The organism is Pseudarthrobacter sp. NIBRBAC000502771 (assembly GCF_006517215.1).
Lineage (GTDB): Bacteria > Actinomycetota > Actinomycetes > Actinomycetales > Micrococcaceae > Arthrobacter > Arthrobacter niigatensis.
This window is the reverse complement of the sequence record NZ_CP041187.1, coordinates 149,999-162,165: the sequence shown is the minus strand read 5'-3', so window position 1 is coordinate 162,165 and position 12,167 is coordinate 149,999. Positions and strand designations below refer to the sequence as shown.

General features: G+C 67.1%; 11 protein-coding genes and 1 tRNA gene. 6 read left to right on the top strand and 6 right to left on the bottom strand.

What is annotated here, in order from left to right:
• Positions 1-178: 178 nt before the first annotated feature.
• Positions 179-916: a hypothetical protein gene (locus NIBR502771_RS00740; protein ID WP_141158028.1), complete on the bottom strand. Its 738-nt coding sequence runs from the start codon at positions 914-916 to the stop codon at positions 179-181.
• Complete coding sequence (locus NIBR502771_RS00735) at positions 913-1,644, bottom strand: hypothetical protein (protein WP_141158027.1); 732 nt, start codon at positions 1,642-1,644, stop codon at positions 913-915. Before NIBR502771_RS00735 ends, NIBR502771_RS00740 begins: the two co-directional genes overlap by 4 nt.
• Before the next feature lie 246 nt (positions 1,645-1,890).
• Between NIBR502771_RS00735 and NIBR502771_RS00730 the strand changes: the two genes are divergently transcribed.
• Together NIBR502771_RS00730 and NIBR502771_RS00725 are read left to right on the top strand one after the other, a co-directional pair.
• Positions 1,891-3,552 carry an ABC-F family ATP-binding cassette domain-containing protein gene (locus NIBR502771_RS00730; protein WP_141158026.1) on the top strand — a complete coding sequence of 554 codons (1,662 nt, stop codon included), beginning with the start codon at positions 1,891-1,893 and terminating at the stop codon, positions 3,550-3,552.
• A gap of 2 nt (positions 3,553-3,554) precedes the next feature.
• Positions 3,555-5,468, top strand: coding sequence for an ABC transporter ATP-binding protein (locus NIBR502771_RS00725; protein WP_141158025.1), 1,914 nt, complete (start codon positions 3,555-3,557; stop codon positions 5,466-5,468).
• 24 nt (positions 5,469-5,492) lie between these two features.
• Here NIBR502771_RS00725 and NIBR502771_RS00720 read toward each other — a convergent pair whose 3' ends face one another.
• The 3 genes from NIBR502771_RS00720 to NIBR502771_RS00710 form a co-directional block, all read right to left on the bottom strand.
• On the bottom strand, positions 5,493-5,909 hold the full coding sequence (locus tag NIBR502771_RS00720) for an NUDIX domain-containing protein (protein ID WP_141158024.1): 417 nt from the start codon (positions 5,907-5,909) through the stop codon (positions 5,493-5,495).
• A complete protein-coding gene (locus NIBR502771_RS00715) occupies positions 5,906-6,385 on the bottom strand; it encodes a DUF6314 family protein (protein ID WP_210411291.1) in 480 nt (159 codons plus the stop codon). Before NIBR502771_RS00715 ends, NIBR502771_RS00720 begins: the two co-directional genes overlap by 4 nt.
• 1 nt (position 6,386) lies before the next feature.
• A tRNA-Arg gene (locus NIBR502771_RS00710) sits at positions 6,387-6,459 on the bottom strand.
• Positions 6,460-6,541: 82 nt separating this feature from the next.
• Between NIBR502771_RS00710 and NIBR502771_RS00705 the strand changes: the two genes are divergently transcribed.
• Positions 6,542-7,315, top strand: a complete 774-nt coding sequence (locus NIBR502771_RS00705; protein ID WP_141158023.1) for a DUF998 domain-containing protein — start codon at positions 6,542-6,544, stop codon at positions 7,313-7,315.
• Here the strand turns inward: NIBR502771_RS00705 and NIBR502771_RS00700 are convergent.
• Positions 7,312-7,938 carry a hypothetical protein gene (locus NIBR502771_RS00700; protein WP_141158022.1) on the bottom strand — a complete coding sequence of 209 codons (627 nt, stop codon included), beginning with the start codon at positions 7,936-7,938 and terminating at the stop codon, positions 7,312-7,314. The two genes, NIBR502771_RS00705 and NIBR502771_RS00700, sit on opposite strands and share 4 nt — an antisense overlap.
• A gap of 32 nt (positions 7,939-7,970) precedes the next feature.
• Here NIBR502771_RS00700 and NIBR502771_RS00695 point away from each other — a divergent pair, with 32 nt between their 5' ends.
• The 3 genes from NIBR502771_RS00695 to NIBR502771_RS00685 all read left to right on the top strand — a co-directional run bounded on the left by NIBR502771_RS00695 (position 7,971) and on the right by NIBR502771_RS00685 (position 12,158).
• A complete protein-coding gene (locus NIBR502771_RS00695) occupies positions 7,971-8,801 on the top strand; it encodes an inositol monophosphatase family protein (protein WP_141158021.1) in 831 nt (276 codons plus the stop codon).
• Positions 8,802-8,884: 83 nt separating this feature from the next.
• Entirely contained in the window at positions 8,885-11,428 is a 2,544-nt protein-coding gene (gene pcrA, locus NIBR502771_RS00690; RefSeq protein WP_371706646.1) for a DNA helicase PcrA, read from the top strand.
• Positions 11,429-11,450: 22 nt separating this feature from the next.
• Complete coding sequence (locus NIBR502771_RS00685; RefSeq protein ID WP_246839766.1) at positions 11,451-12,158, top strand: hypothetical protein; 708 nt, start codon at positions 11,451-11,453, stop codon at positions 12,156-12,158.
• The last annotated feature ends 9 nt before the right edge of the window (positions 12,159-12,167 follow it).

Below are 12,167 nucleotides of genomic sequence, written 5' to 3'. Positions count from 1 at the left end.
GGCTGAGTGGGGGCGGTCCCCAACGATCCGCCACCACTCATCCCCCCAATGTGTGCAAAGGCCCCCGGAGCTGCCGGCGTTTTGGAATTTATCCCCGTTCGAAAACACTGGGACAGCCCCGCCTTCACACATTCATGATTGTGTCACACTCTAATGATTTTGTGAAAGCGGGTGCAGGTTACGTTTCGGTAGATGTCTTTTGGCGGGCCGCGCTGCGTCCATTTACCACCCGGGCGGCCCAAATTAGGGCCAGGCCAACTACGAAGCACAGCACCGCCGTGTAGTTGATGATGAACTCAATGTGGCCGAGGGCCGGCGGGATCAGAGGGAACGACAAGGTCAGCCCCGTCGCCACGGCGCCAAGGGCCAGCAGGGCGGCGGCAGCCCGGATAAGGGCGGGGAGCCGACTCGATACGGCGCGGACCATGGCCGGGAGCAGGGCGAGTGCAACAAAGGCGGGGTACGCGCGGCCGGCAGCCCCGTAATATTCGAGCAGCGCGGAGTTCCAGGGGTCGGTGCCCACTACGCCCGTAAGTCCCGCGGAGGAACCGCTGGTGTCCATCAGGAAGAACAGTGTCACGGCGACCGCGGATATGACGGCGAGGACTGCCATTCCTGTCCGGCCGGTGATGAGCCGGTAGGCGTCCTTTGCACCAAACCCACGGGAAATGCGGATGCCCGTGAAATAGATGGCGGCGAAGATCACGAACCGGAGCAGCAGGTTGGCCAGGTTGATTCCCCCCAGCGCCTGGTCGATCACCAGATAGGGGCCCTGGATGCTCAACAGGATGGCCAGGGTCATCATGGCAAAGATGCCGAACAGCGACCGGTTCTCACCGCGGAGGGTGCTGGGAATGCGGGCCGCTGCAACGAATGCGCAGACGGCCAGCGTGGTCCATTGAAGGGTTTCGATCATCCCAGGTTCTCCCAAATCTTTTCTGTCTGCGCCTGGTCCTGCTCCTGGCGGCGCAATACTTTGCCCAGTGCCTGGAGCCTGTCCCCGGCAAGCACGGTGAGTTCTCCGTCAGAGAGGCTGGCCAGGGCAGCCTGCCGGGCTCCCGGGGGCCAGCCCGCCTCCTCCTCCGTGATGATTCCCGTAGCGACCAGTCCGCCGGCCGGTCCAACCCCCGCGGCAGCTGCGGTGGCCATGGCGAGCTCGGGCGACAGCCGGTTGGCGGTCAACTGCGCGGAGTAGTTTTGCGGGGCCACCCCGGTGGCGGCGGACACGCGGTGCCGGACCTCGCCGTCGTCAATGGCATCCACCCAGTTCTTTACGGAGGTCGCGTGCGGGGCCGGGCTGAGGGCAGGGGCGGCTGCTCCGTGGGGGGCGTCCATGGCCGGCCGGGAGAGGAGCGCCCGGAGAAGGTCAGCGCTGGAAATCTGGCTTACCAGTTCGTTCCTGGTGGGCGGACGTGGTGGGCCTGCCAGGGCACTGTAGGCATCGAACCCGGCCAGCGCGGATACCGGGTTGATCTTGTAGGCCCGGCTGATGCTGACCACGGTGGTGACGGAGACCTTGCCCCGGACCAGTTGCTGGGCGAGGGTGGTCCGCTTGATTCCTGAGACCCGGCAGACGTCGGCAGTGCTGGCATCCGGTGCGATGCCTTGCAGCCAGCGCTGGAACGCCTTGGCGGAAAGGGTCATGGACGGCTCTCTGCAGAACGGGTGGTGCTGACGATTTTACCGTGCCCCGCCGGACGCTCCGTGCCGCTGATTTTGTCCGCGGCCCACAGTCGTCTATAGTTGATGGTCGAGCCCGTTGGTCCGTACACCCCCCAAGTCCGGACCAGCGGGTTCTTCTATGTCCTGCAGCCCCAGCGGCGCCGCGGCCTGTTTGTGCCGCCTCTGCCGGCCGTCAACGGCTGTCCGGGCAGCGGCGAAAGGACCACCATGACTGCAACGCTTGTCGCCAAGGACATTTCCGGCGGCCACGGCCACCGCACCCTTTTTTCCGGGCTCTCCCTGACCGTAGCCCCCGGCGACGTCGTCGGCGTCGTGGGCGCCAACGGCGCCGGGAAGTCCACGCTGCTGCGCCTCCTGGCCGGTGTTGACCAACCGCAGGAAGGCTCCGTCAGCCTTGCCCCGGCCGATGCCTTCGTCGGCTGGCTGCCCCAGGAACACGAACGTGTTCCAGGCGAAACGGTGGCAGGGTACATCGGCCGCCGGACCGGCTGCGCCGAAGCCACCCACGAGATGGAGTCCACCGCCGAGGGCCTTGGCTCCGGTGCCCCCGGGGCAGATGATGCGTACGCCCGGGCCTTTGACCGCTGGATGGCCTCCGGCGCCGCCGACCTGGATGACCGCATCCCTGCCGTGCTTGCGGAACTGGGCCTGGACGCTGGTCCCGAAGCGCTGATGACCGGGCTTTCCGGCGGCCAGGCGGCGCGGGTGGCGCTCGCAGCCCTGCTGCTGAGCCGTTTCGACGTGGTGCTGCTGGACGAGCCCACGAATGACCTGGACCTCGCCGGGCTGGCCACGCTCGAAAACTTTGTGACGGGATTGCGCGGCGGGGTGGTGCTGGTCAGCCATGACCGTGAGTTCCTGGCCCGCTGTGTGACGCGCGTGGTTGAGCTGGACCTGGCCCAGGACAGCGTGGCAGTCTACGACGGCGGCTACGACGCCTTCCTCGAGGAGCGCGCCGTGGCGCGGCGGCACGCCCGCGAGAAGTACGAGGACTTCGCCGCCACCAAGGCAGACCTGGTATCCCGGGCCCGGACCCAGCGTGAGTGGAGTTCGCAGGGCGTCCGGAACGCCATGAAGAAGAACCCCGACAACGACAAGATCCGGCGCGCCGCGAGCACCGAGTCCTCCGAGAAACAGGCCCAAAAAGTCCGGCAGATGGAATCACGCATCGCCAGGCTGGACGTGGTGGAGGAGCCCCGGAAGGAATGGCAGCTGCAATTCAGCATTGGGCAGGCGCCGCGCTCCAGCGCCGTCGTCGCCACCCTGCGCAACGCCGTGGCACGCCAGGGCAGCTTCACACTGGGACCCGTAAACCTCCAGCTCAATGGCGGTGAGCGGATCGGGATCACGGGCCCGAACGGCGCCGGGAAGTCCACCCTGCTGCGCCTCCTGCTGGGAACCCAGGCACCGGACGACGGCGACGCCTCCCTGGGTGCCACCGTCGCCGTCGGCGAAATCGACCAGGCCCGCGGCCTGCTTGACGGTGCCCAGCCGCTGGGCGACGCCGTCGAAGCCGTACTGGCCGACTGGAACAGCGCCGACGTCCGCACCCTTCTGGCCAAGTTCGGCCTCAAGGCGGACCACACGTCGCGGACCGTGGATTCCCTCTCGCCGGGGGAGCGGACGCGGGCAGCCCTGGCCCTGCTCCAGGCGCGCGGCGTGAACCTGCTGGTGCTTGACGAACCCACCAACCACCTCGACCTGCCCGCCATCGAGCAGCTGGAAGAGGCCCTTGAAAGCTACGACGGAGCGCTGCTGCTGGTCACCCATGACCGCCGGCTGCTCGAAAATGTCCGACTCGACTACCGGTGGCACCTGGAAAACGGCACGGTCCAGGAGCTCCACCACACTGCAAGCCAGGAGAAATAACCATGAGCATGGACCGCGTTGCGTGGAGCTCGCTCTACAACATCAGCACCGCCAAGAGCGGCTCCAAGCCGTTCTCCAAGGAGACCCTGAAGCGGGTGCTGGCCTTCGCCGCTCCGCACAAGGGCAAGCTCATCGCCTTCGTGCTCTCCTCCATCGCAGCGGCCTTCCTGGCCGTCGCCACCCCGGTGCTCGCCGGCCAGGTGGTTGACGCCATCATCGCCAAGACGGATGCCGGCACCGTGATCTGGCTGGCCGTGCTGATCGCCATCGTGGCCGTGGGCGAAGCCGGGGTGGGGCTGCTGACCCGCTGGCTGTCCTCGACCATCGGCGAAGGCGTCATCGTGGACCTGCGCACCCGGGTGTTCGACCACGTGCAGCGCATGCCCATTGCCTTCTTCACCCGCACCCGGACAGGAGCATTGGTCAGCCGCCTCAACAACGACGTCATCGGAGCGCAGTCCGCCTTTGCCGGCACGCTCTCCGGCGTGGTGAGCAACTCCGTGGCTCTGGCCCTGACCCTGGTCGTGATGCTCAACAGGTCCTGGCTGGTCACCGTGCTCGCCATGGTGCTGCTGCCGATCTTCCTGATCCCGGCCCGCCGCATGGGCTCCAAACTGGCGGACCTGCGCCGCGAAGCCGCTGCGCACAACGCGGCCATGGGCACCCAGATGACGGAGCGGTTCTCCGCGCCCGGCGCCACACTGGTGAAGCTGTTCGGCCGCCCGGATGAGGAATCCCGCGAGTTCGCCGCCCGCGCGGGCCGTGTCCGCGATATCGGCGTCCGCATGGCCATGCTGCAGTTCACGTTCGTCACGGCCCTGACGCTGGTGTCAGCGCTCGCGCTCGCGCTGGTTTACGGACTGGGCGGCTGGCTCGCCCTGGGCGGCCAGCTCGCGCCCGGGGACGTGGTGGTCCTTGCGCTGCTGCTGACGCGGCTCTATGCCCCGCTCACGGCGCTGTCCAACGCCCGCGTTGAAGTCATGAGCGCACTGGTCAGTTTTGAACGGGTCTTTGAGATCCTGGACCTGAAGCCGCTCATCCAGCAGAAACCGGACGCCGTGCCCGTTCCGGCCGGGCCCGTGTCCGTGGAGTTCGACAACGTCCGCTTCGCCTACCCCTCGGCGGACAAGGTCTCCTTGGCCTCCCTGGAGGAAGTCTCCACCCTTGACACCCGGGGCGGCGAGGAAGTGCTGCACGGCGTCAGCTTCCGGGTGGAACCAGGACAGACGGTGGCCCTGGTGGGCTCCTCCGGGGCCGGAAAGTCCACCATCGCCCAGTTGCTGTCGCGCCTTTACGACGTCGATTCGGGCGCCGTGCGTCTTGGCGGCACCGCGCCGGGGACGGGGCTGGACGTCCGGGACGCCACCTTCGATTCGCTGCGGGACACCCTGGGCATGGTCACCCAGGACGGCCACCTGTTCCACGAAACCATCGCCTCCAACCTCCGGCTGGCCCGGCCCGACGCCACGGACGAAGACATGTGGGACGTCCTGCGCCAGGCACGCCTCGAGACCATGATCAGGTCCCTGCCGGACGGCCTGGAGACCGTGGTGGGGGAGCGCGGGTACCGGCTTTCCGGCGGCGAACGCCAGCGCCTGACCATCGCCCGGCTCCTGATCGCCCAACCCCGGGTCGTCATCCTCGATGAGGCCACTGCTGCACTGGACTCCACGAACGAAGCCGCCGTGCAGGCAGCCCTGGGCGCCGCGCTCGAGGGCCGGACCGCCGTCGTGATTGCGCACCGGCTCTCCACCGTGCGCGCGGCGGACGCCATCCTGGTGGTGGAAGGCGGCCAAATCGTGGAACGGGGAACCCACACCGAACTGCTGGCGGCGGACGGCCGCTACGCCGAGCTGTACCGGACACAGTTTGCCGAGGCCACGGCTGTGGCGCAGGAGTCGGTCCCCGAGTTCTAGCGGTTCCTGGTCTCCCGCTGGTTCTCAGACTGCCCGCGCCGCCAGCAGGGGCAGGATGTGGTCAGTCAGCAGCGGCGCGAGGTCGTGGGGGAGGGCCGCGGCCGCCGGAACGCTGATGTCCAGCCAGCGGATCTCCGCGATTTCAGCGGCGGGCGTGGCCTGCCATGTGCCCGGGGCGATGAAGACGGTAGCTTCGATGTCGGTGGCGGCCTCGTTCGCGGCGTCGGCGATCCACACCCCCATCAGTTCAAGCTCCTGCGGTCGGACCACGATCCCGACCTCCTCGGCGAGTTCCCTCGCAGCTGCCTGCACAGCGGTTTCGCCCGGCTCCGGCTTGCCTCCGGGATGCATGAACATGCCGGTCCCGCGCTTCCGAACGGTCAGGAGGCGCCCGGCGTCATCAAACACGCAGACAGCGGAGACCACGATCCGATCCTTCATGCGGTGATCCTTGCCAGGCGCGAGACGAGCAGCAGATCCTTGCGGGGACCGGTCACGTCCCAGCTGTAACTGAAGGCGTCCGGGCCCTGGCGTGTGTAGGAAACACGGTAGGTGTCGGGATCGCACCAGTGGCTGTCCTGGCTGGTATCGGGGGCGAAGCCCATACGGTGGAACGGCCTGCCGTCGGGAAAGAATACGTCCAGCGCATCGGGCTGCGGCAGGGGTTTCAGGACGTACTCGCGCGAGGCGGGGCCCGTGAAAGTAGGCCACCGCATGGTGCCTTCCTCGCGAAGGGCCAGGCCGCCGTCGTCCGTGGGGGTGAAAATCGCGACGCCGGAAAAGGTCCCGCGGGTGCCGTCCGACCTGTCCAGGAGGTCCCGCTCCACCAGCCAGCGGCCCGGCTGCCCCGGCTGGCTTGTTGGGCGGCGGCCCAGGAGGTAGGCGCGGAGGCTTGGCTCCGGGGAAGGAGAGTTCAAGTGCCCTCGATTGGAATCGAACCAACGACACCGGCTTTAGGAGAGCCGTGCTCTATCCACTGAGCTACGAGGGCGCGCACCCGGGGGCCGGCGGGGCCGGTCCGTCCGGACACGGTTACAAGCATACAAGGTGCCGGGCCGTACTACGCTCAAGGCATGAGTCCAGCACCCACTGCCACTCCCGCCACTGCCGTCACCCCGAACGTGGCGTCCACCCGGCAGTACATCGGGGCGTGGGCGGTGTTGAGCGTGCTGCAGTATTTCGCCGCCGAGGCTGCCGTGGCCATGGCGTGGGCGGGACCCCGCCCGTACGACCTGCGGACGGGGTACATCAGCGACCTGGGGGCGCTCCACTGCGGCATCTATTCCGGACGGGATGTCTGCTCGCCCTTGAACTGGCTCATGAATGCCTCGTTCGTGGTCCAGGGCCTGGGACTGCTGGTGGGGGCGGTACTGCTGACCTCGGGCCTGCTGCGCGTGGCCGCGCGGCCTGGCACGCGGGTGGACTGGCGGCGCCGGGAGCCCTGGCTTGCGGCCTCCGCAGTCCGGCTGCTCACCGGAGCCGCCGGGGCGGGAACCGTGGTGGTGGGGCTGGTCCCGGAGGATACGGGCTCACCCTGGCACTACGCCGGCGCCATCACATATTTCATCTCCGGCGGGCTGGCTTTGCTGGTGCTGGGCGTGCTGTGGCTTCGGAAGACCGGGATGGCGTGGTTCCTGCTGGTGTGCGGAGGCGTGTCGCTGGCGGCCACGGCCACGGGTGGACTGACCCGCATGGGGGTTCCCGAGCCTGGCACTTTGGAACGGCTGATGGGTTATCCGGTCACGGTGGGGATGGCCGCAGCGGGGCTGGTCATCGCCCAGCGGGTGCATCGGCACCGGATGCAGCGGCGGGCGGAGGCAGCTGCCGCAAAGGCAACTGCCGTTTAGGGCTCTTTCCTCTTCCTGCTGTTGAGGAACACCGCCGCGGCCCCGGCCAGGAGGCTCAGCACCAGAAGGACCCAGCCTGCAATGGTGAGGCCGGATGCCAGGGCCACCTGGCCGGCGTCGGGACCTTCAGTGCCCATCATGGCGTCGATGGCCACGTTGCCCCACAGCCGCACCACGACGAACAGCATGGGCAAAGCCCAGAGCGCCCAGCGCACCGCCTTCCGCGCCACGTTGGTCCCAATGAGCAGCAGCCACGTGAACCCGAAGATCAGCGGGAAGAGGGTGCCCGCGGTCTTGTGGACATAGTTCAGCTGGCCCAGGGCGTCGCTGTTCATGACCCCCTGCAGCCGGCCGATGTAGCCGGGGTCAAAACCACCAACCAACGAATCAGGCATGGCCATTTCCTGGGAGAGCTGGGTGAGCTGGGACAGGGTCAGCAGGTGCAGGTACCAGAACAGGAACAGGCTGGCCACCACGCCGGCAATGACGATCAGGTTGCTGTTGCCCTGCGCCTTTTCCGGCGTGCGCGCAGTGGTGGGGTTGACCACCGGTGGCAGGTGATGTTGCGGCACCGCCGCGTTGGCGCCGTGCTTCTTGATCCGCTGGGCAGGGGTTTTGGCCATGCCACCATTATCCCGCCCCATAAACTGAACCCATGACCACTGGCCGACACAGCGCAGCTGTTCTTGACCCCTCATTGGACGACTACGAACTGGCCTCGGCGCTGGTCCGTGAAGCCGGACAGCTGGCGCTCCTCATGCGCATGGCCGGCCTGCAGTCTGAACAGAAGACCTCCGTCTCCGATGTGGTGACCGCGGCGGACCGCGCCGCGGAGGCTTACGTGCTGGAACAGCTCCAGCGCTGCCGGCCGGAGGACGGCATCCTGGGCGAGGAAGGCGCCTCCGTCCAGGGAACCAGCGGACGCACCTGGGTGATCGACCCCGTGGACGGCACCTACAACTTCCTGCACGGCTCCACCTACTGGTGCTCCGCCATCGCACTCAGGGACCACCGCGATGTGCTCCTGGGCGCCGTCTTCCAGCCTGAAGAGGACAAGCTGTGGCTTGGCGGGCACGACCGGCAGGCGACGATCAACGGCGATCTGCTGACGACATTCACGGCGGACAGAGGCAGGCGCAATACCACCGGCGTTGCCGAACTTGGTGCCGCCACCTACATCCACCCCACCTGGTTGATGGACCCCATGTGCGCCATGCCGTGGCATGCTGCGGCCACCTCCGCCGCATCCCTCCGCATGCTCGGATCCGGTTCCTGCGACCTGGGCCGGGTAGCCGACGGGCAGCTGGGGTGCTGGTTCCAGCACAGCTGCCCGGAATGGGACTGGCTGCCGGGCAAGGCGATCGTCCGTGCGGCCGGCGGGGCCGTGGACACCGTCCACGTCAACGGGCTGGAGTGGTTCATCGCAGGAGGAACGACGGCGGTCCGCGAGCTGCGTGCGGCCCTCGAGTCAGGCTCGGTGGCCTAAGGCAATTGCCCGTGCACCGGGAGTAATCCACAGCCTGGAAGGCGTTGTCGGTCCCACCGCCTAGACTTGTAGGCACCATGGATATGTTGTTTGACCCGTACTCTGACGGACCGTTCAAGGCCGCTCCTGCCTCCACCGCCCGCACCAGGACGGAGCCTGAGGGCGTTGCCACCACGGCGGGGCCGGGCGGGATGCCGGATCCGCAGGATGGCGGTCTTCACCGCTCAGGCGGCTGGCAACAGTCCAGCCGGAACGCCGGTAACCGGCACGACGACGGCCACCATGGCAGCCGCCGCCCGGATGCTGCCCAGCTGCTGGAAGGGCTGAACCCGCAGCAGGAGGAAGCGGTCAAGCACGGCGGATCCGCGCTGCTGATCGTCGCCGGCGCGGGCTCGGGCAAGACCCGCGTGCTCAGTAACAGGATCGCCTACCTGATCGCCACCGGCCGGGCGCACCACGGCGAAATCCTGGCCATTACCTTCACCAACAAGGCGGCCGCGGAAATGCGGGAGCGCATCGAGGCCCTGGTGGGCGGACGCGCCAAGATCATGTGGATCTCCACGTTCCACTCGTCCTGCGTCCGGATCCTGCGCCAGGAAGCAGCGAATGTCGGCCTCAAATCCAACTTCTCCATCTACGACTCCGCCGACTCCCTGCGCCTGGTTACCCAGGTTTCCAAGTCCCTTGACCTGGACCCCAAGAAGTTTGCGCCCAAGGCCATCCAGCACAAGATTTCCGCGTTGAAGAACGAGCTCATCGACGCCGACTCCTTTGCCTCGGAGGCCAACTACAACGACCCCTTCGAACACGCGGTGGCGGACGTCTACAAGGGCTATACCCAGCGCCTCCGGCAGGCCAACGCCATGGACTTCGACGACCTCATCGCCGAGACCGTCTACATGTTCCGCGCCTTCCCGGCCTTGGCAGAGTCATACCGCCGCCGGTTCCGCCACGTCCTGGTGGACGAATACCAGGACACCAACCACGCCCAATACGCCCTGGTCAGGGAGATCGTGGGCGAAGGCCCTGGCGCGTCGGAGCTTACCGTTGTGGGCGACTCGGACCAGTCCATCTACGCCTTCCGCGGCGCTGACATCCGGAACATCGTGGAGTTCGAAAAGGACTACCCCGAGGCCCGAACCATCAAACTGGAGCAGAATTACCGCTCTACCCAGAACATCCTGAGTGCCGCCAACTCGGTGATCTCGCGCAACCCCAACAGGCCCGAGAAAAGGCTGTGGACGGCTGAAGGCGAAGGCCACAAAATCATCGGCTACGTTGGCGAAAACGAACACGACGAAGCGCAGTTCATCGCCAAGGAGATCGACCGGCTCCAGGACGAGGAGAACCTCCGCCCGGGCGACGTCGCCATCTTCTACCGCACCAACGCCCAGTCCCGTTCCATCGAGGACGTGCTGGTGCGGGTGGGCCTGCCGTACAAAGTGGTGGGCGGCACACGTTTTTACGAGCGCAAGGAAATCAAGGACGCCCTCGCGTACCTGCGCGTCCTGGTGAACCCGGACGACGACGTCAACCTCCGCCGGGTGCTGAACGAACCCAAGCGGGGCATCGGGGACCGTGCCGAAGGCGCCGTGGCGGCCCTCGCCAGCCGCGAACGCACGTCCTTCATGGCAGCCGCCCGCCGCGCCGACCAGGCTCCGGGCATGGCCACCCGTTCGGTCAACGCCGTCCTGGGCTTCGTGAAAATGCTGGACGACCTCGCCGAGGTGGCCGCCGGGTCCGGGGCTGCCGCAGCACTCGAAGCGGTCCTTGAACAGACCGGCTACCTCGCGGCGCTGCGCTCCAGCACCGATCCGCAGGACGAGTCACGCGTGGAAAACCTCGCCGAGCTCGTGGCCGTGGTCCGCGAGTACGAGCAGGAGAATCCGGAGGGAAGCCTGGGCGCCTTCCTTGAACAGGTGTCCCTCGTGGCAGACGCCGACCAGATCCCGGACGCCCCCGGCGCGGACATTGACGCCGCCGTGGCCGAAGCCAAACGGCTGGGCGTGGTGACGCTGATGACCCTGCACACGGCCAAGGGCCTGGAGTTTCCCGTGGTGTTCCTGACCGGCATGGAACACGGGCTCTTCCCGCACCAGCGCTCAGCCACCGACCCCAACGAGCTCGCCGAGGAACGCCGGCTGGCCTACGTGGGGCTCACCCGTGCCCGGAAGCGGCTGTACGTGACCCGGTCCGAGGTACGCAGCATGTGGGGCCAGAGCCAGTACAACCCTGCCAGCCAGTTCCTCGAGGAAATCCCCGCAGAGCTCCTGGAATGGAAACGGGAGGGAACCAGCCGCCAGTCATGGGCCGGGGGTGGTTCGATTGGTTCGGGCCGGTACAGCGGTTCGTTCTGGGGCGCCGGCACCTCACGCGGAGCGGCCGCGGACTCATCGGCCGGCTTCAACGCCGACGTGCCGGCTTTCATTGCCAAGAACAGGGTGCAGCCGCAAAAGGAGATCATTGCCGTCAGCGTGGGGGACAAGGTCAACCACACCAGCTTCGGCAACGGAACGGTCCTGGCCCTTGAAGGAGCCGGAGACAAGACCGTGGCGAAGGTGAAGTTCGACGTCGGCGAAAAGCGCCTGCTGCTGCGCTACGCCCCCCTCACCAAACTCGACGCCTGATGGGCGCGCCCGCCCGGGCATAATGGACGCCATGCGACGGACTGTATGGGGGATGCTCGCCGCCCTTTTCCTTATCATTGCCACGGGCTGCACGGTGACCACCAAAGACCCCGCCTACGTTCCGCCGGCTCCGCTGCAGCCCATGGAACAGCTGGAAAAGGCACCGCTGGCTGATGCGAAGACATTCTCCAGCGGCGACGACGTCCTCTCTTTCATCACCGCCGACCGGACCGTCGCGTGCTCGCTCACGTCCGCCCGCGGGGAACACCTGAACCTGCCCTACGAGCAGAACCGCTACAGCGACGCGTCCAACAACAAGCTGCCCATTGTCCCGGTAGCCTACTGCGAGCTCGCCACGTATCCGGCGCTCCAGCCGGACGACACCAAGGGCGACTGCGCCGGAACCCATTTGGGCTACCTGGGCGGCGTGGCCCTCCTGACACCGGACAATGCCCGCTACGGCGAATGCCGCTCCGGCGTCACACCCATGGAAGCCGCTTTCGGGCCCAAGGGGAGCAAGACCGGGCCCCTGGCCCAACTGCCTGTGCTGGCGGACGGGCAGAACCTGGAACGCAACGGGCTGCGCTGCTCCGCGTACAACGACGGTGTGGCATGCGGAAACGTCTCCGCCGGCGTCGGATTCTTCGTTTCGCCCAAACGTTACGAGCTGATTCAGGGGCCAGCCAAAACCAGCCACCCGCCGCAGTCCGAGGGCCAAAAAACCCCGTAAATCCGCGGT